The sequence below is a fragment of the Pseudomonas sp. 15C genome (assembly GCF_055484735.1).
Genome location: NZ_JBUDGD010000019.1, coordinates 50,530 through 73,696, shown reverse-complemented (window position 1 = coordinate 73,696; position 23,167 = coordinate 50,530). Strand labels below are relative to the sequence as shown.

The window sequence follows — 23,167 nt, the reverse complement described above, 5'->3', positions numbered from 1 at the left end:
GCTCCCACAGGGTTTTGTGATGAACGCAAAAATTGTGAACGCCTTCAGAACCTGTGGGAGCGGGCTTGCCCGCGAAGGCGTCAGATCAGGCACCGCAAACTACTTGAACCGCCGCTCAACCCCTTTCTCCACCAGGATCTTCGCGGAAATTTCTTCCACGGAAAAATGCGTGGAATTGATGTGCGGGATGTTCTCGCGGCGGAACAGGTTTTCCACCTCGCGCACTTCGAATTCGCACTGGGCGTAGCTCGAATAGCGGCTGTTGGGCTTGCGCTCGTTGCGGATGGCGGTGAGGCGGTCCGGGTCGATGGTCAGGCCGAACAGCTTGTGCTGATGGGCGCGCAGGGCGGTCGGCAGAGTCAGGCGCTCCATGTCGTCTTCGGTCAACGGATAGTTGGCCGCGCGGATGCCGAACTGCATTGCCATGTACAAACACGTCGGCGTTTTGCCGCATCGCGACACGCCGACTAGTATCAGATCGGCTTTGTCGTAATAGTGGGTGCGGGCGCCGTCGTCGTTGTCGAGGGCGAAGTTCACCGCCTCGATGCGCTCCATGTAGTTGGAGTTGTGCCCGATCGAATGCGATTTGCCGACGGTGTACGACGAATGCTCGGTCAGCTCCTGTTCGAGCGGGGCGAGGAAGGTCGAGAAAATGTCGATCATGAAACCATTGGACGTTGCGAGAATCTCACGAATGTCCTGATTGACGATGGTGTCGAAGATGATCGGCCGAAAGCCGTCGGTTTCAGCGGCTTTGTTGATTTGTTGTACCATGGCCCGCGCTTTTTCAACGCTGTCGATGTACGGCCGCGTGAACTTGCTGAAGGTAATGTTTTCGAACTGCGCCAGAAGACTTTGACCCAGGGTTTCGGCAGTGATGCCGGTGCCATCGGAGATGAAGAAAGCGGATCGTTTCATTTGCACCTAGGGCCTTAAGTTAATTGACGCTCTTGGATATGATAGGCGCGATTTGTCGGCCGCGATTGGCCCGCATTCTCACTTATTTTCCAGGTCCAGGCCATACAGCCGGCCAAGGCTCCCCCGGGCCGCCGGCTTCTGAGCTTTTCCAACACAGTTAGTGGAGAGATCACCTTGGTAGAGTACGTAGTTTCCCTCGATAAGCTCGGCAAACACGATGTTGAGCATGTGGGGGGCAAGAACGCATCCCTGGGCGAGATGATCAGTAACCTGGCAGGCGCCGGTGTTTCGGTCCCCGGCGGCTTCGCCACGACGGCTCAGGCCTATCGTGACTTCCTCGAACTGAGCGGCCTGAACGAGCAGATCCACAAGGCCCTCGACGCGCTCGACGTCGACGACGTCAATGCCCTGGCCAAGACCGGCGCGCAGATCCGTCAATGGATCATGGACGCCGAATTCCCTGAAAAACTCAACGCCGAGATCCGCACCGCGTTCGCCGCATTGTCGGCCGGCAATCCTGATGTCGCCGTGGCCGTGCGGTCTTCCGCCACCGCCGAAGACTTGCCGGACGCGTCCTTCGCCGGTCAGCAGGAAACCTTCCTGAACATCCGTGGTGTGGAAAACGTCATCCGCGCCGCCAAAGAGGTGTTCGCTTCGCTGTTCAACGACCGGGCGATTTCCTACCGCGTGCATCAGGGCTTCGACCACAAACTGGTTGCCCTGTCGGCGGGCGTGCAGCGCATGGTGCGTTCGGAAACCGGCACCGCTGGCGTGATGTTCACTCTCGATACCGAATCCGGCTTCCGTGACGTGGTGTTCATCACCGGCGCCTACGGCCTGGGCGAAACCGTCGTACAAGGCGCGGTCAACCCGGATGAGTTCTACGTACATAAAGGCACGCTGGAGGCCGGTCGTCCGGCGATCCTGCGTCGCAACCTGGGCAGCAAAGCCATCAAGATGATCTATGGCGACGAGGCCAAGGCCGGTCGTTCGGTCAAGACCGTCGATGTCGACAAGGCTGAACGCGCACGTTTCTGCCTGACCGACGCTGAAGTCAGCGAACTGGCCAAGCAGGCGATGATCATCGAGAAGCACTACGGCTGCCCGATGGACATCGAGTGGGCCAAGGACGGTGACGACGGCAAGCTGTACATCGTGCAGGCGCGTCCGGAAACCGTGAAAAGCCGCACCCAGGCCAACGTCATGGAACGTTACCTGCTGAAGGAAACCGGCACCGTGCTGGTAGAAGGTCGCGCCATCGGCCAGCGCATCGGCGCCGGCAAGGTGCGGATCATCAAAGACGTTTCCGAGATGGACAAGGTCCAGCCGGGCGACGTGCTGGTCTCCGACATGACCGACCCGGACTGGGAACCGGTGATGAAGCGCGCCAGCGCCATCGTTACCAACCGTGGCGGGCGTACCTGCCACGCGGCGATCATTGCTCGCGAGCTGGGCATTCCGGCCGTGGTCGGTTGCGGCAACGCCACCCAACTGCTGAAGGATGGCCAGGGCGTGACCGTGTCCTGCGCCGAAGGCGACACCGGTTACATCTTCGAAGGCGAACTGGGCTTCGACATCAAGAAGAACTCCGTCGACGCCATGCCGGAGCTGCCGTTCAAGATCATGATGAACGTCGGCAACCCGGACCGCGCCTTCGACTTCGCGCAACTGCCGAACGCGGGTGTGGGCCTGGCCCGTCTGGAATTCATCATCAACCGCATGATCGGCGTGCACCCGAAAGCGCTGCTGAACTACGACGGTCTGCCGCAGGAAATCAAGGAGAGCGTCGACAAGCGCATCGCCGGTTACGACGATCCAGTCGGTTTCTATGTTGAAAAACTGGTTGAAGGCATCAGTACTCTGGCTGCGGCGTTCGCACCGAAGAAAGTCATCGTGCGCCTGTCGGATTTCAAGTCCAACGAATACGCCAACCTGATCGGCGGCAAGCTCTACGAGCCGGAAGAAGAAAACCCGATGCTGGGCTTCCGCGGTGCTTCGCGTTACATCAGCGAATCGTTCCGTGACTGCTTCGAACTCGAATGCCGCGCGCTGAAACGTGTGCGCAACGAGATGGGCCTGACCAACGTCGAAATCATGGTGCCGTTCGTCCGTACGCTTGGCGAAGCCAGCCAGGTAGTGGACCTGCTCGCCGAAAACGGCCTGGCCCGTGGCGACAACGGTTTGCGCGTGATCATGATGTGCGAATTGCCATCCAACGCGATTCTGGCCGATGAATTCCTTGAGTTCTTCGACGGCTTCTCGATCGGTTCCAACGACCTGACTCAGTTGACCCTGGGCCTGGACCGCGACTCCGGTATCATCGCGCACCTGTTCGACGAGCGAAATCCAGCGGTCAAGAAGTTGCTGGCCAATGCCATCCAGGCTTGCAACAAGGCCGGCAAGTACATCGGTATCTGCGGTCAGGGCCCTTCGGACCACCCGGACCTGGCCAAATGGCTGATGGAGCAGGGCATCGAAAGCGTGTCGCTGAACCCGGACACCGTGCTGGAAACCTGGTTCTTCCTCGCTGAAGGTCAGGCCCAGGCTTGATGGATATGTAACGGCCCGCTCCCCTGTAGGAGTGAGCCTGCTCGCGATAGCGTCATGACAGTCAAGATTGATTCGAATGACACACCGCCATTGCGAGCAGGCTCACTCCTACAAGGGGGAGGGGCCTTTTTGATTGAAGTAGGGCGGGCTCTTGTAGATGCCGCCCTTTTTTGTGCAAGAGCATTATGCAAAGCAGCAGCAACCTGTTTCCTGTCGCCCTGATCAGCGCCGAACGGCGCGGTGATCTGAGCGAAGACGTGTATCGACTCAAACCCGGCAACAGCCCCGACTGGTCCGTGGAAATCGCCGTCACCCGCCTGGGCATGGCCGATGACTCGGTGTCGCGTGGCGTGCCGGTGATTCTGCTGCACGGCAGTTTTTCCAATCGACGTTTCTGGTTTTCCCCCAAAGGTCTGGGCCTGGGCGCGTACCTGACCCGGCTGGGTTTCGACGTGTGGATTCCAGAGATGCGCGGCCACGGTCTGTCGCAGCGTAACGAGGACTATCGGCGCAACCGGGTCGCCGACTACGCGCGTTACGATCTGCCGGCGATTGCCGCGTTCGTGCGTGAGCAGAGCGGGCAGATTCCGCACTGGATCGGCCATTCGCTGGGCGGCATCACACTGGCTGCGGCGCTGGGTGGCGAATATCTCGGCGAACCGGCGGTGGCGTCGGCGGCGTTTTTCGGCACGCAGGTCAGCCGCACGTACTGGCCACTGAAGATTCCGCCGCTGGAGTGGGGCAGTCGCTTCATTCTCAAGCGTTTCGCGCAGTTGTCCGGATCCCGCCTGCGGCGCGGCCCGGAAGACGAACCGATCGGCCTGGCCATCGAAAGCATGCGCTGGTACGGCTTGTTCGGCCGCTTTGGCGACAAGGACAAGGATTGGTGGGCGGGGCTTGCCGACGTTCGGGTGCCGGTGTTGGCGGTGACGGCGGCGGGCGATCATCAGGACCCGGCATGGGCCTGTCGCAAGCTGTTCGAGCAGATCGGCTCCAAGCACAAGCAGTTCGTTAATCTGGGGCGCGAGCAAGGCTTCAGCAACAATTTCGGCCATGTCGAAATGCTGGTGAGCAAAGCGGCGCAGACCGAAGTGTGGCCGATGGTGGCGCGCTGGCTGAACGATCAGCAGACGCCATTGCTGGCGCAGACGGCAGATCTGGCCGCTGCGGTGTAACGGGCGTTCCGTTCGGCCGGGCTAGCGGCTAAGATATGACGCAGTGTGCGGTTCTGGTCATATTTTGTGGCTGTTTAGCGATTACGTTTCAGGCTGTGTTCAGGTTCGCTCAGCGACCATGGCGTGGGCTAAGGTAAACAGCGACTGGCCGGACTCGTCTCATCAGAATGCGGCATCCTTGATCGTCTTGCTTTTTACAGGAGTTTTTCGATGAACCATTACCTTACGCCTGACCTGTGCGACGCCTACCCGGAGCTGGTGCAGGTGCTGGAACCGATGTTCAGCAATTTCGGCGGCCGTGATTCCTTCGGCGGCGAAATCGTGACCATCAAATGCTTCGAAGACAACTCGCTGGTCAAGGAACAGGCTGAACTCGACGGCACCGGCAAAGTGCTGGTGGTCGACGGCGGTGGCTCGCTGCGCCGTGCGCTGTTGGGCGACATGATTGCCGAAAAAGCTGCAAAAAACGGTTGGGAAGGCATGGTGATCTACGGTTGCATCCGTGACGTCGATGTCTTGGCTCAAACCGATCTCGGCGTGCAGGCGCTGGCCAGCCACCCGATGAAGACCGAAAAGCGCGGCATCGGCGACCTCAACGTCGCGGTGACCTTCGCCGGCGTGACTTTCCATCCGGGCCACTATGTCTATGCGGACAACAACGGCGTGATCGTTTCGCCGAGTCCGCTGCAGATGCCTGAATAAGCTTTTCGACAAGGGATGCGGATGTTCGAGGAAGAAAACGCGCAGTGGGGGCTGGTGCATGCCCTGGTGCTGGACGGTAAGGGCGGCGCGCGTTCGATAGCCCGGACGGAACTTGACGATCTGCAGCTGCAGGCGCACGAAAGCCTGTGGCTGCATTGGGATCGCAGCCATCCGCAGACCCAGACCTGGCTGCGCAAATCCAGCGGACTCAACGAGTTCAGCTGCGACCTGCTGCTGGAAGAGAACACCCGACCACGTCTGTTGCCGCTGCCCGAGTCCGAATTGCTGCTGTTTTTGCGCGGGGTCAATCTCAATCCGGGTGCCGAGCCGGAAGACATGGTTTCGGTGCGGATTTTCGCTTCCGCTCAACGGGTGATTTCCCTGCGCTTGCGGCCATTGCGGGCCACCGATGAATTGCTCGCGCAATTGGCCGAGGGCAAAGGCCCCAGGACGGCTTCCGAACTGATCCTTTATCTGGCGCAGTTCCTCACCAATAAAGTGCAGGATCTGGTCACTTGCCTCTCGGAAATCGCCGATGAGGAAGAAGAAAAAATGGATGCCGACGAACGGTATACCCCTGAGCATGGCTCGGTTTTGCACATCCGTCGCCGGGCGGCCGGGCTCAAGCGTTTTCTCGCGCCGCAACGGGATATTTTCGGCCAGCTGACGCGGATAAAACTGCCATGGTTCGTCGATGACGATGCCGATTACTGGAACGAATTGAACAACAGCCTGACCCGCTATCTGGAAGAGCTGGAATTGACCCGGGAGCGCGTGGGGCTTGTGCTGGAGGCCGAAGACCGGCGGTTGAGCGTGCGTATGAATCGCACCATGTATCGCTTCGGGATCATCACCTGCATCTTTTTGCCGATGAGTTTTTTCACCGGCCTGCTGGGTATCAATGTCGGCGGCATTCCGTTTGCCGAAAGCCCTTATGGGTTCCTGATCGCCTGCTTGACGGTGCTCGCCATGGCACTGGGCCAGTGGTGGTTGTTCCGTCGTTTGCGCTGGGTATGAAGAGGCCGCATGTGACCCGACCAAATCTGCCCGCGTCTTTCACAGACATCACGAGAGGTGCGTATGCACGATCCGTTTGAACAGTCTTTGCGCGACATGCTCAACGCCTCGCCGTCCAGCCGCGACGACGATGCCTGTCTGGGCCGCGTACTCAAAACCGCCAACCGCCAGGTCGGCGCCGGTGATCTGTTCAGCCTGCTGGGCCGCTGGCTGCCCGCGCTGATGATCGCCCTGAACAATGGCTCGGCGCATGTTTCGCCGGTTTCCCGTCTTCGTAAACCTGCTGTTCGCACTGCTGATAAGGCTGATTGAATATGGAACTTGATCTCTGGACTCAGAGCCTCGTCACTGCAATGACTGCGTTGTGGACCAAAGTCGCTAATTTCATTCCGAACCTGTTCGGCGCACTGGTTGTGCTGCTGCTGGGTTTCGTCGTGGCCAAGCTGCTCGACACCTTGCTCTCCAAATTGCTGGCCAAACTGGGCCTCGATCGCCTGATGGGCGGCACCGGTCTGACCAAGCTGATGTCGCGTGCCGGGCTGCAAGTGCCGATCTCGACCCTGATCGGTAAAATCGTTTATTGGTTCGTTCTGCTGATCTTCCTGGTTTCTGCAGCAGAATCCCTTGGCCTTGAACGAGTTTCAGCTACGCTGGACATGCTGGCGCTGTATCTGCCAAAAGTTTTCGGCGCCGCGCTGGTGTTGCTGGTTGGTGTGTTGCTCGCGCAATTGGCCAACGGCCTGGTACGCGGAGCGGCGGAAGGTGTAGGTCTGGACTACGCTTCCGGGCTGGGGCGTATCGCGCAGGGGCTGGTGATCATCATCAGTATCTCGGTGGCGATCAGTCAGCTCGAGGTCAAGACCGACCTGCTGAACCATGTGATTGTCATCGTATTGATTACCGTTGGTCTGGCAGTTGCGCTGGCCATGGGTTTGGGAAGCCGGGAAATAGCCGGGCAGATTCTTGCGGGAATCTATGTGCGTGAGTTGTACGAGGTTGGGCAACAAGTGCGTGTTGGCGAGGTCGAAGGCCAGATCGAAGAGATCGGCACGGTTAAAACCACATTGCTGACCGATGAGGGTGAGCTAGTCTCTCTCTCCAATCGGATCCTGCTGGAACAGCATGTGAGTAGCCGCTAAACCGGCAAACCCTGCTAATGTATGCCGCCGCAAAATGCCAGCCAAGGCTGGCTGCGGTGGACATTGACCTGACTGTCGGCACGACTTGTTTTGAATAAAGCCCAAACGCTATCCACGCGCTACGACCCCCGCGAGCTCTCTGACGAGGAGTTGGTCGCGCGCGCGCACACCGAGCTTTTTCACGTAACGCGCGCTTACGAAGAATTGATGCGGCGTTACCAGCGAACATTATTTAATGTCTGTGCGAGATATCTTGGGAACGATCGCGACGCAGACGATGTCTGTCAGGAAGTGATGCTGAAGGTGCTGTATGGCCTGAAGAACTTCGAGGGGAAATCGAAGTTCAAAACCTGGCTTTACAGCATCACTTACAACGAATGCATCACGCAGTATCGGAAGGAACGGCGTAAGCGTCGCTTGATGGACGCTCTCAGCCTGGACCCTCTTGAAGAAGCGTCTGAAGAAAAGGCGCCGAAACCGGAGGAGAAGGGTGGGCTTGATCGCTGGCTGGTGTATGTGAATCCGATTGACCGCGAAATTCTGGTGCTACGATTTGTCGCAGAGCTGGAGTTTCAGGAGATCGCAGACATCATGCACATGGGTTTGAGTGCGACAAAAATGCGTTACAAACGCGCTCTAGATAAATTGCGTGAGAAATTTGCAGGCATTGCTGAAACTTAGTTCAGCGCAAATATCTCTTACGTGTAGGCAAGTTCTGATAGACTTGCCGCCGAGTTGTCCCCCGGTTTGCGGGACTGCTTCACAATCACCAGATGGGGATTTAACGGATGAAACTGAAAAACACCTTGGGCTTGGCCATTGGTTCTCTGATTGCCGCCACTTCGTTCGGCGCTCTGGCACAAGGCCAAGGCGCAGTTGAAATCGAAGGCTTCGCCAAGAAAGAACAATTCGACAGCGCTCGTAACTTCAAGAACAACGGCAACCTGTTCGGCGGTTCGATCGGTTACTTCCTGACCGACGACGTAGAACTGCGTCTGGGCTACGACGAAGTGCACAACGTACGTGCCGACGATGGCAAGAACGTCAAAGGCGCTAACACCGCTCTGGACGCTCTGTACCACTTCAACAACCCAGGCGACATGATTCGTCCATACGTTTCGGCCGGTTTCTCTGACCAGAGCATCGACCAGAACGGTTCGAACGGTCGTAACCGTTCCACCTTCGCCAACGTTGGCGGCGGTGCCAAGCTGTACTTCACCGAGAACTTCTACGCCCGTGCTGGCGTTGAAGCTCAATACAACATCGACCAGGGCGACACCGAGTGGGCTCCTAGCGTCGGTATCGGTGTGAACTTCGGTGGCGGTTCCAAGCCTGCTGCTGCTCCAGTTCCAGCACCTGCTGAAGTCTGCTCCGACAGCGACAACGATGGCGTTTGCGACAACGTTGACAAGTGCCCGGACACCCCAGCCAACGTAACTGTTGACGCTGATGGCTGCCCAGCAGTTGCTGAAGTTGTTCGTGTTGAGCTGGACGTGAAATTCGACTTCGACAAGTCGGTCGTCAAGCCAAACAGCTACGGCGACATCAAGAACCTGGCTGACTTCATGAAGCAGTACCCATCCACCACCACTACTGTTGAAGGTCACACTGACTCCGTCGGTCCTGACGCTTACAACCAGAAACTGTCCGAGCGTCGTGCAAACGCCGTTAAGCAAGTTCTGACCAACCAGTACGGTGTTGAATCGTCCCGCGTTCAGTCTGTTGGCTACGGCGAATCCCGCCCAGTTGCTGACAACAAAACTGACGCTGGCCGTGCTGTTAACCGTCGCGTAGAAGCGCAGGTTGAAGCTCAAGCTAAGTAATTAGCTGCCGCTCTGAGAAAAGCCCGGCTTAGGCCGGGCTTTTCTTTGTCTGCGATTTGCTGAGACGATGTATCTTCAGGCCATCGCCACCGAAGGCAGATCATTCTGCGCGGACTGAGTTGCGGCTGCGACGGCCCCGATCACCAGGATTGCAGGGCTTTTCAGCTCGAACAGTCGGGCATCTTCGCTCATGGTGCTCAAGTCGCTGCGGCATTCGCGCTGCTGCGGCAGTGAAGCATTTTCGATCATCGCCACCGGCGTATCCGCCGCCATCCCTCCGGCGAGCAGTTGCTCGCGAATCTCGCCCAGTTTGGCCACACCCATGTAGATCACCAGCGTCGTCCCGCTCTGTGCCAGTGCCTGCCAGTTCAGTTGGCTGTCATCCTGAGTGTGCGCGGTCACCAGCGTCACGCCGCGGGCCACGCCGCGCAAGGTCAGCGAAATATCGCATTGCGTCGCTCCGGCCAGGCCCGCGGTGATGCCGTTGACCAGTTCCACTTCGACGCCGCGCTCGCGCAGCCACTGCGCTTCTTCACCGCCACGGCCGAAAATGCACGGATCGCCACCCTTGAGCCGCACCACGCATTTGCCGTGGCGCGCGTAACGCAGCATCAGCCGGTGGATGAACGCCTGCGGGGTCGAGCGACAGCCGCCACGTTTGCCCACGCTAATGATCCGCGCGTCAGGGCAGTGTTCCAGCACCGCTTCGTTGACCAGGTCGTCGATCAGCACCACATCGGCCGCGCGCAACGCGCGTACCGCTTTGAGGGTCAGCAATTCCGGATCACCAGGACCTGCACCCACCAGCCAGACTTTTGCATTCATGGTGTTTTTTCCTCATCAGATGACCACGGCCGGCTGCACGTCGGCGGCCAGCAAGCGTTTGATTTCCGGGACGCACGAGCCGCATTGCGTGCCGCAGCCCAATTGATTTTTCAGACCCTGCAGATCCAGACCCTGGCGAATGCCAGCGCAGACGGCGTTGAGGCTGACGTTCTTGCAATTGCACACAGTCTTGTTGGCCGCCATCTGCACGCCGGCATTGCCCGGCGGCGCACTCATCGGCGCCAGCAGCCAACGGCGCAATTGTTCGTCGGCACGACCCTCTAGCCACAAACCTTGCAGCCAGTGCTGCGCGCGGGTTTCGCCGGCCAGACGAATCGCGGTAATCCGACCGTTCTCGATGCGCACGCGTTTGCCAATCGCGCGGCGTGGGTCGTCGTAGGCGAGGACCGGTCCGTCAATCAGTGACAGGCACTGGTCAATTTGCGCGAGCAATGGCGCATCCGGCGCCGCTTGGCTGGCAGCGCGTATCAGCAGCGCCGGACGTTCGCGTCCGACAAGGCTGAGGCTGACGTAGGAAAACGCCTCGCAGAGCGGCCGTAGCGTCTCGAAATGCCGCTGCACATCGCCCTCGATCAGGGCGAACAGTTGCCACGGCAGATTGACCGGCTCCAGGCGCACACCGCTGTGTTTCAGTTCCGGTTGTTTCGACAGTGGATCGAAGGCCGGCTGAGTCAGGTTGTTCACGCCGCCCTTGAGATAACGATCGCCCCAGTGCATCGGCAAAAACGCCTGACCGGGACGCACGCTGTCATCGCTGCCGACCGCGACAATCACCGCGCCACGACGGCTTTTCAGATTGACCAGATCGCCCGGTTGCAGACGGTGCCGGCGCATCTCCTCGGGATGCAGGCTCAACACCGCTTCGCTGACATGGCCGAACAGTTGCGCAGCGGTGCCGGTGCGGCTCATGCCGTGCCACTGATCGCGCAGACGCCCGGTGAGCAGGGTCAGCGGGAAGCGTGCATCGCGTTGCTCCCTGGCGGCACGATACGGCTCGGCGATGAATTGCGCGCGACCGCTGGCGGTAGGAAAAACCCCGTCGGTGTACAAGCGTGAGGTGCCTTGGCGGGCACCGATCGGGAAGGGCCACTGTTGGGGGCCGATCTGGTCAATCAGCGCATGGCTGATGCCGGACAGGTCGAGATCGCGGTCGCGGGTCAGGCCTTTGAATTCATCGAACAATTGCGCAGGCTCAGCGAAGGCAAACAGACTCGGCTGCTGCGCACGCAGACGGTGCTCCAGCCGCTGTGCGAAATCCACGGTGATCGCCCAGTCCGGCCGTGCTTCACCCGGTGGGAGAATCGCCTGGCGAACGTGGGAAATGCGCCGCTCGGAGTTGGTCACCGAGCCTTCTTTCTCGCCCCAGCTGGCGGCGGGCAGCAGCAGGTCAGCGAAGGCGGCGGTTTCGGTGGTGCGAAACGCTTCCTGCAATACCACGAACGGGCAGGCCTCAAGGGCCGCGCGCACCGCGCTTTGGTCCGGCATTGATTGCGCCGGGTTGGTACAGGCAATCCACAGCGCCTTGATCTTGCCGCTGCGCAGGTTTTCGAACAGTTCGATGGCGCTGAGGCCGGGCGTTTCCGGCAAACTTTCCACGCCCCAGTACTCCGCCACTTCGGCCCGATGCTGCGGGTTGGCCGCATCGCGGTGGCCGGGCAGCAGATTCGACAGACTGCCGGTTTCGCGCCCGCCCATGGCATTCGGCTGACCGGTCAGGGAGAAAGGTCCTGCGCCCGGCCGGCCGATTTGCCCGGTGGCCAGATGCAGATTGATCAGCGCACTATTTTTCGCGCTGCCGGCGGTGGACTGATTCAAGCCCATGCACCACAGCGACAGAAAGCTCGGCGACGTACCGATCCATTCGGCGCACTGCTGCAACTGCTCGACGCTGATCCCGCACAGTTGCGAGACCATTTGCGGGGTGTAGTCGCGGACCAGATTCTTCAGCTCGGCCAGACCTTCGGTGTGGGCCTTGATGAAATCGCGGTCGACCCAGTCTTCCCACAGCAGCAGGTGCAAAATCCCATGAAACAACGCGACATCGGTACCCGGCAGAATCGCCAGGTGCAGATCAGCCAGATCGCAGGTGTCGGTACGCCGCGGATCGATGACGATGACTTTCATCTGCGGTCGGCGCGCTTTGGCGTCTTCCAGCCGACGGAAAAGCACCGGATGGGCGTAGGCCATGTTGCTGCCGACGATCATCACGCAATCGCTCAGCTCCAGATCTTCATAACTGCACGGCGGCGCGTCGGCACCGAGGCTGCGTTTGTAGCCCACCACGGCCGAAGACATGCACAGGCGTGAATTACTGTCGATGTTGTTGGTGCCGACCAGTGCCCGCGCGAGTTTGTTGAAGGCGTAGTAATCCTCGGTGAGCAACTGGCCGGAGATATAGAACGCCACGCTGTCCGGGCCGTGCTCGGCGATGGTTTCGGCGAAAACATTGGCGGCGTGTTCCAGCGCGGTGTCCCAGTCTGTGCGGCTGCGCGCCAGACCTTTGCCCAGGCGCAGCTCTGGGTAGAGCGCGCGGGCGGCGAGGTCGCCGGTCAGGTGCAGGGTCGAGCCTTTGCTGCACAGTTTGCCGAAGTTGGCCGGGTGCGCCGGATCGCCGCTGACGCCGAGGATGCGCTCGCCGTCATGTTCGATCAGTACGCCGCAGCCGACCCCGCAATAGCAGCAGGTCGAGGCGGTCGTCTGGCGGTTCATCAGATGGCGTCCCGCAGGGCCAATTGCACCCGACCGTTTTCGACCCGCGCCGGATGGTGATGGGCGCAGCCAACGTCCGGCGCTTGGGCTTCACCGGATTCGAGATCGATCTGCCAGTTGTGCAGCGGGCAGGCCACGCGTTTGCCGTAGATCAGGCCTTGCGACAACGGGCCGCCCTTGTGCGGGCAGCGGTCGTCGAGGGCGAAAACCTCGTCGTCGCTGGTACGAAAAATCGCGATGTCACCTTTCGGCCCGGCAATGATTCGCGAACCGAGGGCATTGATCTCGTCGAGGGCACAGATATCGAGCCAGTTCATGCCGGCACCTCCAGGTTTTTCACGGGGATCACATCGAATTCTTTCTTCAGTTGCGGCTGCGCCAGACGCTCTTTCCATGGGTCCTGTTCGAACGACAGAGAGAATTGCAGGCGCTCGTTCAAGGCTTTGCGGCGCTCGGCGTCCTCGAGCACGTTCTTCTTGATGTGCTCCATGCCGACCCGTTGCAGGTAGTGCACGGTGCGCTCGAGGTAGAAAGCTTCTTCGCGATACAGCTGCAGGAACGCGCCGTTGTATTCGCGCACTTCATCGGCGGTTTTCAGTTTGACGAAGAACTCGGCGACTTCGGTTTTGATCCCGCCGTTGCCGCCGATGTACATCTCCCAACCGGAATCGACGCCGATGATGCCGACGTCCTTGATGCCCGCTTCCGAGCAATTGCGCGGGCAGCCGGAGACCGCGAGTTTGACCTTGTGTGGCGACCACATGTTGAACAGGTCGTGCTCGAGGTCGATGCCCAGTTGCGTTGAATTTTGCGTGCCGAAGCGGCAGAACTCGCTGCCAACGCAAGTCTTCACGGTGCGGATGGATTTGCCGTAGGCGTGGCCGGATGGCATGTCGAGGTCCTTCCACACGCCGGGCAGGTCCTGCTTTTTGATCCCCAGCAAATCGATGCGCTGGCCGCCGGTGACCTTGACCATCGGCACCTGATATTTGTCGGCGACGTCAGCGATGCGCCGCAGCTCCGAAGGATTTGTCACGCCGCCCCACATCCGTGGCACCACCGAATAAGTGCCGTCCTTTTGAATGTTGGCGTGGGCGCGTTCGTTGATCAGGCGCGATTGCGGATCGTCCTTGGCTTCGCCCGGCCAGGTGGAAATCAGATAGTAGTTGAGCGCCGGGCGGCAGGTCGCACAGCCGTTGGGCGTGCGCCAGTTCAGGTAGCTCATGGTGTCGGCGATGGTCAGCAGGTGCTCCTGGCGAATCGCCTGACGAATCTGCCCGTGGTTGAGGTCGCTGCACCCGCAAATGGCTTTTTCGCTTTTCGGTTTGACGTCCGCCGCGCCGCCGACGGTATTGATGAGGATCTGCTCGACCAGGCCGGCGCAGGAACCGCAGGAGCTGGCAGCCTTGGTGTGTTTCTTCACTTCGTCGACGCTGAACAGGCCGTGTTCCTGAATCGCCTTGACGATGGTGCCTTTGCACACGCCGTTGCAACCGCAGACTTCGGCGCTGTCGGCCATGACCATGGCTTTGTCCTGGCCTTGATGTCCTACGTCGCCTAAAGCGTTTTCGCCGAACATCAAGTGGTCGCGGATCTCACCGATGGCGTGATTCTCACGAATCTGCCGGAAATACCAACCGCCGTCTGCCGTATCGCCGTACAGACAGGCGCCGACAAGCACGTCGTCCTTGATTACCAGTTTTTTGTACACGCCGCCGATCGGGTCGGAGAGGGTGATGGTCTCGGTGCCTTCGCCGCCCATGAAGTCGCCAGCGGAGAACAGGTCGATGCCGGTGACTTTGAGTTTGGTCGAGGTCACTGAGCCCTGATAACGGGCGAAACCCAATTGCGCGAGGTGGTTGGCGCACACCTTGGCCTGTTCGAACAGCGGCGCGACCAGACCGTAGGCGATGCCGCGGTGGCTGGCGCATTCGCCGATCGCGTAGATACGCGGGTCGTAGGTTTGCAGGGTGTCGTTGACCAGAATCCCGCGGTTGCACGGGATGCCGGCCTTTTCCGCCAGTTCGGTGTTGGGGCGAATGCCGGCCGCCATGACCACCAGATCGGCCGGGATGATGTCGCCGTTCTTGAACTGCACCGAGCCGACCCGGCCATTGCCGGCGTCGTGCAAGGCCTGGGTCTGTTCGCACAGGCGAAAGTGCAGCCCGCGCGATTCCAGCGCCGATTGCAGAAGCTGGCCGCTGGTCTTGTCCAGTTGCCGTTCCAGCAGCCATTCACCGAGATGCACCACGGTGACGTGCATGCCGCGCAGCATCAGGCCGTTGGCCGCTTCGAGGCCGAGCAGGCCGCCGCCGATGACCACGGCGTGCTTATGGGTTTTGGCGGTGTCGATCATCGCCTGGGTGTCGGCAATGTCGCGGTAACCGATCACGCCCTGCAGGGTGTTGCCGGGGATCGGCAGGATGAACGGCGTCGAGCCGGTGGCGATCAGCAGGCGATCATACTCGGCTTCGCTGCCGTCCTCGGCGATCACCCGGCGCTTGACCCGGTCGATCTCCACCACTTTGCGGTTGAGCAGCAGCTTGATGTTGTTTTCCAGGTACCAGTCGAGGTCGTTGAGCACGATCTCTTCGAAGGTCTGCTCACCGGCGAGCACGGGCGACAGCAGGATGCGGTTGTAGTTGGTGTGCGGTTCGGCGCCGAAGACCGTGATGTCGTACAGCTCGTTGCTCAGTTTCAGCAGTTCTTCGAGGGTGCGAACCCCGGCCATGCCATTGCCGATCATCACCAGTTTGAGTTTTTTCATCAGGTTCTCCGGGGAGCTGCGGCGGGCCTCTGGTGGGCCGTCGGGCCGTGCTCGACAAATTTTGCGCAAACAAAAAAAGGCGTCCCGCTAGTTGCCTAGCGAGGACGCCTTTGTCCTGGTCCCGTTCTCTCGGGGAGCCCAGCCTTCGTCGTTGAAGGTTGGGCTTTATGTGTGTGTTGAGACGAGTAATGCAGTGGTTGTGCCAACTTGGGAAATGGCCGGTTTATTGGGGATCGGTTGAAAATGAAGGGTGGTTTTTGCACCGATTGGAGGCGTGTTGCTCGTTCGTGGCGCATTCAACTGGAGGATCTGCGGTGGCGGAACTGGCGTCATCGCGAGCAGGCTCACTCCTACAGGGGAACGCATTTCAAATTGTAGGAGTGAGCCTGCTCGCGATAGTCGCGGCGCGGTTCAACTGTGGAACAGCAATACAAGCAGCACCACATTCCCCAACAACGCCACCAGCGCTATGGTCCGCCAGACCTTCAACGGCTCCCGCTCCAGCAAAGGTCTGGGCCGCACACTCAAACTGCGCCGCTCGCCCTGTTCCAGCAGCAGCAACCATTCTTCCGCCGTTTCAAAGCGCTGCTGCGGATCGGCCGCGACGCCGCGCTCCAGACTCTGCGCCAGCCATTCCGGCAGATCCGGGCGAAACCGACTGGCGCTTACCGGCACGCCAAATCGCGGCCGCTGAAACGCTTCGATCTCGCCGTAGGGAAAATGCCCGGTGAGCAGGTAATACAGGGTCACGCCGACCGAATAGAGATCCTGCTGCACGCTTGGCAAATCCCCGCGAAAGGCTTCCGGGGCAATGAAGCTGGGGGTTCCCGGCAACGTCGACGGCGCGTCCTGCGACAGACCGGGGCAGTAGGCGAGGCCAAAGTCCAGCAGACGCAATTCGCCGTCATCGCCCCAATGCAGGTTTTCCGGTTTGATGTCGCGGTGCAGAATCTGCCGTCGGTGCAGCAGGCCGACCGCGCGCAGCAAGCGCTCGGCGATGTCCTGCCACTGCGCCAGCGGCAACTGGCCGTGTTGTTGAAACAATTGGGCGAGGGTCGTTCCCGGGTATTCGCGCATCACGTAATACAGATGCTGGCGCTGCGGGCAGGCATGCACTTCAGGGAAGTGCCGACCGGCGACGCGCCGCAGAAACCATTCTTCGGACAGCAGCGCTTGCCCGGCCTGCGGGTCGTCCGCCAGGCGCGCCGGCAGGGTTTTCAACAGCCACGACTGGCCCTGGCCATCGGCGACCCGATACAGCAAGGATTGCTGGCTCTGCGCAACAATGCCTTGCACCTGCCAGCCTTCGAATGACTGACCCGGTTTGAGTGGCGGCGGCAAAGGCCATTGCTGCAGATGAATCAAGGCATCGCCAATGCTCGACTCACCGAGCGCATCGACGCGCACCAGCAAGGCGCTGGCGTTGTCCTGACTACCGGCCAGATGTGCGGCGTTGATCAGCGTTTGTGCGGCGTTCGTCAGATCCGGTTGATCACGCAGAATCGCGGCGATTGCGGTATCGCCCAGCGTCGACCAGACGCCATCGCTGAGCAGCACGAAGCTTTCGCCTTCCTGCAGTTCACCATCGAGAAAATCCAGCACCAGGTGCTGGTCCAGTCCCAGCGCCCGCTTGAGGACATGTTGCATACCCGGCTGGTCCCAGACGTGATCCTCGGAGATGCGCTGCAACGTGTCGGCGTGCCAGCGATACACCCGGCAATCGCCGACGTGGGCGAGGGTGAAGCGCCGCCCGCGCAGCACCAGCGCACTGACCGTGGTCAGCAGCGGTTGCCCGCCGCCATTGGCCTGCAGCCAGCGGTTTTGCGCGAGCAACAGACGATCCAGCGCTTGCGCCACGCTCCAGGTTTCCGGCGTGGCGTAGTAGTCCAGCGCCAGCGCCTGCAAGGTCGAACGCGCGGCGAGGCCGCCATCGGCGCACTGGCTGACGCCGTCGGCGATGGCGAACAGATAGCCTTTGCTTGCGGCCAGCGCTGGCGCCGGCGTCACCGAACGCAGCGCGTCCTGGTTTTCCGCGCGCGGGCCGGTGGCGCTGGCTTCGGCAAAGCTCAGTTGCAGAGCCATCGACGCCTCAGACCCGCGCCGCCGTTACCGCTGCCGAGCCCCAGGTGGTCCTCCAGCGACGCTTGACGCCATGCAGGCCAAACCATGCCAGGACGCCGAGGCTGGCGAACAACCACAGCGCCAGTTGATAGCTGCCGGTGCTCTGTTTGATCGCGCCCATGCCGGCCGCCAAAGCAAAACCGCCGATGCCGCCGGCCATGCCGATCAACCCGGTCATCACACCGATTTCCAGACGAAAGCGCTGCGGCACCAGTTGAAAAACCGCACCGTTGCCGGCGCCCAGACCGAGCATGGTGCAGACGAAAAGCGCCAGCGCCGCGTAGGAACTTGGCAGATTGAAGCCGACGGCAGCGATGCAGATGGCGGCGACGGTGTACATCGCCAGCAAGGTGCGGATGCCACCGAAGCGATCGGCCAGCGCACCACCCAGTGGGCGCATCAGGCTGCCGCCGAACACGCAGGCGGCGGTGTAGTAACCGGCGGTGACCGGGCTCAAACCGTATTGATCGTTGAAGTAGCCGGGCAGGGCGCTGGCCAGGCCGATGAAGCCGCCGAAGGTCACGCTGTAGAAAAACATGAACCACCAGCTGTCGCGGTCGCCGAGGGCTTTGAAGTAATCGGCCATGGCTTTTGGTTTCGGCCGCTGCGGGGCGTTTTTCGCCAGCAAGGCGAACAGCACCAACGTCAGGATCAACGGGATCAGCGCAAAGCCAAAGACATTGCTCCAACCGAACGCGGCGGCAATCACGGGCGCCAGTAGGGCGGCGAACACCGTGCCGGAGTTGCCCGCACCGGCAATGCCCATGGCTTTGCCTTGATGCTCTGGCGGGTACCATTGCGAGGCCAGCGGCAGGGCCACGGCAAACGACGCGCCGGCCATGCCGAGGAAGAGGCCGAGGATCAGCGCCTGCTCGTAACTGTGAATACCGAGTTTCCACGCACCGAACAACGCGCAGATGACGATGACCTGACCGATCAGCCCGGCAGTCTTCGGCGACAGCCGATCAGCCAGCATGCCCATGGCGAAGCGCAGCACCGCGCCGGCGAGAATCGGCGTGGCGACGACCAGGCCGCGTTGTTGGGTGGTCAGTTGCAGGTCGGTGGCAATCTGCACCGCCAGCGGGCCGAGCAGGTACCAGACCATGAAGCTCAGGTCGAAATACAGAAAGGCCGCGAACAGGGTCGGGGTGTGGCCGGATTTCCAGAAGCTTGAATTCATCGCGCACCTCAGCTGATAAGAGTCTCGGGAGTCATGCACAGCAGGTGGAGCGCCTGCACGGCCGCACCACCGGCCCCGGTCTGTGGGGCCAAAACGCAAAAACGCCGCTACCGGATTCGCAAAAGGGCGAATGGGGTGAGCGACGTCTTTGTCGTGGGTGGGGCAACCGCCGTTGGTTACCTGAGGGAATGCTTAGCGAGATTTGTGCCAACAATCGAAGACCGAGGTGCATCCTTCGCGAGCAGGCTCGCTCCCACAGGGGAATTCAGATCGTTCCCATGCTCCGCGTGGGAATGCCGCCATGGACGCTCCGCGTCCGCTCTTGCGAGGTGACGCAGAGCGTCACGGGATGCATTCCCACGCAGAGCGTGGGAACGATCAGTCAGCCGAGCAACTCGCTCATGGCAATGATCTGCTCTGCCACCTGTATCAGCTTCTGCTGCCGGCTCATGGCCTGGCGTCGCATCAGCGTGTAGGCCTCTTCTTCATTGCAATTCTTCATCTTCATCAACAAGCCCTTGGCCAGTTCGATGCGCTTGCGCTCGGCCAGTTGCTGATCCCGCGCCTGCAACTGCGCGCGCAAGGCCTGGTCGCTTTCGAAGCGTGCCATCGCCACATCCAGAATCGGCTGCAGGCGCTGAGCGTGGATGCCCTCGACGATGTAGGCGCTGACCCCGGACTTGATCGCCTGGCGCATCACCGTCGGGTCATGCTCGTCGGTAAACATCACGATCGGCCGTGGCTGGTCGCGGCTGACCAGCACCACTTGCTCCATCACATCGCGGCTCGGTGACTCGGTATCGATCAGGATCACGTCCGGGCGCACCGTTTCGACGCGTGAGGGCAGGTCGATGGTCAGGCCGGACTCGTCGATCACCTCGAAACCAGCCTCGGTCAATGCCGCCTTGAGACGGCCGACTTTTTTCGCGGTGTCGTTGATCAGCAGAATACGCAACATGTTCGCGGCCTCCGGTCAGCGCTGGGCAAGCAGGGGAGCGTCGTCGTTCAGCGCGTGCAGCTTGAAGCTGCGCGCGTAGCCGGCCGGATCGCTGCCGTCCCAGACCTTGCCATCAAGCAACTGGCTGCTGCGCATGTCGGTGCCCCAGGCGGCCACGCCAACCGCCGTTGCGGCATCGCGATACAGCTGCAGTTGCTGAACCTGACGGGCCACGGCGAGGTAGTCCGGGTCGCTCCGCAACAAGCCCCATCGGCGGAACTGGGTCATGAACCACATGCCATCGGAGAGGTACGGCAAGTTGACTTCGCCATTGCCATGAAAGCGCAGCGCGTGCGGGTCTTGCCAGCGATTGCCGAGGCCGTCGGCATAGTCGCCGAGAAAACGCGGTTCGATGCACGCCACCGGCGCATCGAGGTATTCCGTCGCGCTGAGCAGGTGCGCGGTGCTGCGGCGATTTTCCGGGCTGGCTTCGATGAAGCGGCTGGCCTCGAGAATCGCCATCACCAATGCCCGCGCGGTATTCGGGTACTGCTCGACGAATTCACGGGTGCAACCGAGGACCTTTTCCGGGTGATCGGGCCAGATGGTCTGGCTGGTGGCGAGGGTGAAACCGAGGTCCTGCTGCACCGCGCTGGCGGCCCACGGCTCGCCGACGCAAAAACCGTCGATGCGCCCGGCTTGCAGGTGCGCGACCATTTGCGGCGGCGGCACCACCACACTGTCGACATCCTGCAACGGATGGATGCCCTGACTTGCCAGCCAGTAATACAGCCACATCGCATGGGTGCCGGTGGGGAAGGTCTGGGCGAAGGTCAGTTTTGCGCGGCTTTGGTGCACGTGGCGGTCGAGCGCTTCAGGACTGTTCACGCCGAGGTTTTGCAGACCGCGCGAGAGGTTCAGGCTCTGGCCGTTCTGGTTGAGGCCCATCAGCACGGCCATGTCGGTCGGCGCGACGCCGCCGATGCCCAGGTGCACGGCGTAGATCAGCCCGTACAGGCTGTGCGCGGCGTCGAGTTCGCCGCTGACCAGTTTGTCGCGCAGGTTGGCCCAAGAGGCTTGGCGCTTGAGGTTCAGGGTCAGGCCGTAGGGCTGGGCAAAGCCCTGCGTGGCCGCGACGACGACCGAGGCGCAGTCGCTCAGGGCCATGAAGCCGAGGTTGATCGCGCTCTTTTCCGGCGCATCGCTGCCATTGACCCAGGCCAGCGGCCCGACCGTCAGTTCATTCATACATCGCCACCTCGAAAAAAAAGCGCCGCCGCGGACTTTGCCCAGGCAAATCCCGTAGACGACGCCATTGTCCGCGCTCGCCGGTCGTCATTGGCCGGCGAGTTGATAACCGGGGAAGTGCAAGGCATATGCCACCGGCGCGATTTGCGCGTGCGCCTCGCGCCGCAGGGCCATGCCCGGCTATAATCGCCGCCTCTTTTCGCCGCCCGAGTCATCGCCGCCCATGTACACCCTGGCCCGTCAGCTGTTGTTCAAACTTTCCCCGGAAACCTCCCACGATCTGTCGCTGGATCTGATCGGCGCGGGTGGACGTTTGGGCCTCAACGGCTTGCTCTGCAAGGCGCCGGCGCAGGTGCCCGTAACCGTCATGGGCCTGGAGTTTCCCAACCCGGTGGGGCTGGCGGCCGGGCTGGACAAGAACGGCGCGGCCATCGATGGTTTTGCGCAACTGGGCTTTGGCTTTGTCGAAATCGGCACCGTGACTCCGCGTCCGCAGCCGGGTAATCCGAAACCACGGATTTTCCGCTTGCCGGAAGCCGAGGCAATCATCAACCGCATGGGCTTCAACAACCTCGGCGTCGACAACCTGCTGGCGCGCGTCGCTGCTGCGAAATACCAGGGCGTGCTGGGCATCAACATCGGCAAGAACTTCGACACCCCGGTCGAGCGTGCAGTCGACGATTACCTGATCTGCCTCGACAAGGTCTATGCTCACGCCAGCTATGTGACGGTCAACGTCAGCTCGCCAAACACCCCGGGCCTGCGCAGCCTGCAGTTCGGTGATTCGCTCAAGCAGTTGCTCGCGGACCTGGCCACGCGCCGCGCCGAACTGGCGCTGCGCCACGGCAAGCACGTGCCGCTGGCAATCAAGATCGCCCCGGACATGACCGACGAAGAAACCGTGCAGGTGGCGCAGGCGCTGATCGAAACCGGCATGGACGCGGTGATCGCCACCAACACCACCCTCAGCCGGGTGGGCGTTGAAGGCATGGAGCATGGCGACGAGGCGGGCGGTCTGTCCGGCGCACCGGTGCGCGAGAAAAGCACCCACACCGTGAAGGTGCTGGCGGGTGAGCTGGCCGGGCGTTTGCCGATCATCGCCGCCGGTGGGATCACCGAAGGCAAGCACGCGGCCGAGAAGATCGAGGCCGGTGCCAGCCTGGTGCAGATTTATTCGGGCTTCATCTATAAAGGCCCGGCGCTGATTCGCGAAGCGGTCGACGCCATCGCCGCGTTGCGCTGAGCCATCTGACACACCCGTCCCCCCTGTAGGAGTGAGCCTGCTCGCGATAGCGTTCTTTCAGTCACTTGATGAGTGACCGGTAGGCCGCTATCGCGAGCAGGCTCACTCCTACAGGTTTTTATGTGAGGCACAAGCCGCTTTTCAGGCAATAAAAAGGGCTCCTCGAGGGAGCCCCTGGGCCGTAGCCCGCCGTCCGGGAGGGACGTGCGTGGTTAATTCGTTACATATTCAGATTGTCGTGTCGGAATAAATGCCCTGTGTCAGCCGACGGCGTGAAGTTCGTTGAGTCTGTGGATTCCCGCAGTGCCGGTCATACCGTCCCAGTTGTCGCCGCGTCCTTCTCGCCAGCCGTTGATCCAGGCTTGACGTACCGACGGTAGAGTAAATGGGCAAAGCTCACGGGATTTGCCACCAACGCCATATTGATATCCGCGCAAAAACGCTCTTTCCAACGGATCACGCTTAAGTCTTCTCATAGGGTGTTTCCCTCACTTGTTGACTGTAGTGTCGCGTTGACCTCAATTGAGGTCTGGCAGAAAAAACCTGCCATGGTGCGGCTCGCTGCCGGCGTGGCGAGCCAAGGTGTTGACGCCGTTGCGACGTCAACCTGTATGCAGTTCTAACCAATGAGTCACAGCGAGGGAATGACCGTTTTGTCATAAGCACGTAACGGAAAGGATGCTATGGCAATAAGTAACCGTGTATTAATTGAACGTTTGTTGAGCAAACCCCGGTATGATCGGCGCCGCGCTGGATGATGGGGTTAATTCTTTAGTGAGAATGACCCACGTT

At 60.9% G+C, this 23,167-nt stretch carries 19 protein-coding genes; 9 read left to right on the top strand and 10 right to left on the bottom strand.

What is annotated here, in order from left to right:
* Positions 1-99 precede the first annotated feature (99 nt).
* Positions 100-918, bottom strand: a complete 819-nt coding sequence (ppsR, locus tag ACYYKW_RS12750; protein ID WP_016773826.1) for a posphoenolpyruvate synthetase regulatory kinase/phosphorylase PpsR — start codon at positions 916-918, stop codon at positions 100-102.
* 174 nt (positions 919-1,092) lie between these two features.
* On the opposite strand from ppsR, the gene ppsA reads away from it, so the two are divergent.
* From ppsA to ACYYKW_RS12710, 8 genes are all read left to right on the top strand, one after another.
* Positions 1,093-3,468, top strand: coding sequence for a phosphoenolpyruvate synthase (ppsA, locus tag ACYYKW_RS12745; protein WP_093103072.1), 2,376 nt, complete (start codon positions 1,093-1,095; stop codon positions 3,466-3,468).
* 185 nt (positions 3,469-3,653) lie between these two features.
* A complete protein-coding gene (locus ACYYKW_RS12740; protein WP_464990280.1) occupies positions 3,654-4,643 on the top strand; it encodes an alpha/beta fold hydrolase in 990 nt (329 codons plus the stop codon).
* Positions 4,644-4,853: 210 nt separating this feature from the next.
* Positions 4,854-5,345: a ribonuclease E activity regulator RraA gene (gene rraA, locus ACYYKW_RS12735; RefSeq protein ID WP_090282549.1), complete on the top strand. Its 492-nt coding sequence runs from the start codon at positions 4,854-4,856 to the stop codon at positions 5,343-5,345.
* A gap of 21 nt (positions 5,346-5,366) precedes the next feature.
* Positions 5,367-6,362: a zinc transporter ZntB gene (locus ACYYKW_RS12730; protein ID WP_336354352.1), complete on the top strand. Its 996-nt coding sequence runs from the start codon at positions 5,367-5,369 to the stop codon at positions 6,360-6,362.
* A 63-nt stretch (positions 6,363-6,425) separates the two neighbouring features.
* Positions 6,426-6,674, top strand: a complete 249-nt coding sequence (locus tag ACYYKW_RS12725; RefSeq protein ID WP_090282551.1) for a CrfX protein — start codon at positions 6,426-6,428, stop codon at positions 6,672-6,674.
* 2 nt (positions 6,675-6,676) lie between these two features.
* On the top strand, positions 6,677-7,501 hold the full coding sequence (locus tag ACYYKW_RS12720; protein WP_016773831.1) for a mechanosensitive ion channel family protein: 825 nt from the start codon (positions 6,677-6,679) through the stop codon (positions 7,499-7,501).
* A gap of 90 nt (positions 7,502-7,591) precedes the next feature.
* Entirely contained in the window at positions 7,592-8,182 is a 591-nt protein-coding gene (gene sigX, locus ACYYKW_RS12715; protein ID WP_064116922.1) for an RNA polymerase sigma factor SigX, read from the top strand.
* 107 nt (positions 8,183-8,289) lie between these two features.
* On the top strand, positions 8,290-9,324 hold the full coding sequence (locus tag ACYYKW_RS12710; RefSeq protein WP_016773833.1) for an OmpA family protein: 1,035 nt from the start codon (positions 8,290-8,292) through the stop codon (positions 9,322-9,324).
* 75 nt (positions 9,325-9,399) lie between these two features.
* Here ACYYKW_RS12710 and cobA read toward each other — a convergent pair whose 3' ends face one another.
* The 8 genes from cobA to ACYYKW_RS12670 form a co-directional block, all read right to left on the bottom strand.
* Entirely contained in the window at positions 9,400-10,149 is a 750-nt protein-coding gene (gene cobA, locus ACYYKW_RS12705; protein WP_464990279.1) for a uroporphyrinogen-III C-methyltransferase, read from the bottom strand.
* A gap of 15 nt (positions 10,150-10,164) precedes the next feature.
* Positions 10,165-12,879, bottom strand: coding sequence for a nitrate reductase (locus ACYYKW_RS12700; protein ID WP_464990278.1), 2,715 nt, complete (start codon positions 12,877-12,879; stop codon positions 10,165-10,167).
* Positions 12,879-13,196 (bottom strand): nitrite reductase small subunit NirD, encoded by a 318-nt coding sequence (gene nirD / locus ACYYKW_RS12695; RefSeq protein ID WP_090282554.1) that lies wholly within the window; start codon positions 13,194-13,196, stop codon positions 12,879-12,881. The genes ACYYKW_RS12700 and nirD overlap by 1 nt, the downstream gene beginning before the upstream one ends.
* On the bottom strand, positions 13,193-15,646 hold the full coding sequence (gene nirB / locus ACYYKW_RS12690) for a nitrite reductase large subunit NirB (RefSeq protein WP_093103057.1): 2,454 nt from the start codon (positions 15,644-15,646) through the stop codon (positions 13,193-13,195). Before nirB ends, nirD begins: the two co-directional genes overlap by 4 nt.
* Positions 15,647-16,057: 411 nt before the next feature.
* Positions 16,058-17,728 (bottom strand): protein kinase domain-containing protein, encoded by a 1,671-nt coding sequence (locus ACYYKW_RS12685; protein WP_464990277.1) that lies wholly within the window; start codon positions 17,726-17,728, stop codon positions 16,058-16,060.
* A gap of 7 nt (positions 17,729-17,735) precedes the next feature.
* The gene (locus ACYYKW_RS12680; protein WP_090282557.1) at positions 17,736-18,947 is read right to left on the bottom strand and encodes a nitrate/nitrite transporter; all 1,212 of its coding nucleotides are present in this window, start codon (positions 18,945-18,947) and stop codon (positions 17,736-17,738) included.
* A gap of 382 nt (positions 18,948-19,329) precedes the next feature.
* The gene (locus ACYYKW_RS12675; protein ID WP_464990276.1) at positions 19,330-19,905 is read right to left on the bottom strand and encodes an ANTAR domain-containing response regulator; all 576 of its coding nucleotides are present in this window, start codon (positions 19,903-19,905) and stop codon (positions 19,330-19,332) included.
* Positions 19,906-19,920: 15 nt separating this feature from the next.
* Positions 19,921-21,132: a CmpA/NrtA family ABC transporter substrate-binding protein gene (locus ACYYKW_RS12670; RefSeq protein WP_464990275.1), complete on the bottom strand. Its 1,212-nt coding sequence runs from the start codon at positions 21,130-21,132 to the stop codon at positions 19,921-19,923.
* A gap of 223 nt (positions 21,133-21,355) precedes the next feature.
* Between ACYYKW_RS12670 and ACYYKW_RS12665 the strand changes: the two genes are divergently transcribed.
* Positions 21,356-22,375 carry a quinone-dependent dihydroorotate dehydrogenase gene (locus ACYYKW_RS12665; protein WP_093103045.1) on the top strand — a complete coding sequence of 340 codons (1,020 nt, stop codon included), beginning with the start codon at positions 21,356-21,358 and terminating at the stop codon, positions 22,373-22,375.
* Positions 22,376-22,635: 260 nt separating this feature from the next.
* Here ACYYKW_RS12665 and rmf read toward each other — a convergent pair whose 3' ends face one another.
* Positions 22,636-22,851, bottom strand: coding sequence for a ribosome modulation factor (gene rmf, locus ACYYKW_RS12660; RefSeq protein WP_003223300.1), 216 nt, complete (start codon positions 22,849-22,851; stop codon positions 22,636-22,638).
* Positions 22,852-23,167: the final 316 nt, after the last annotated feature.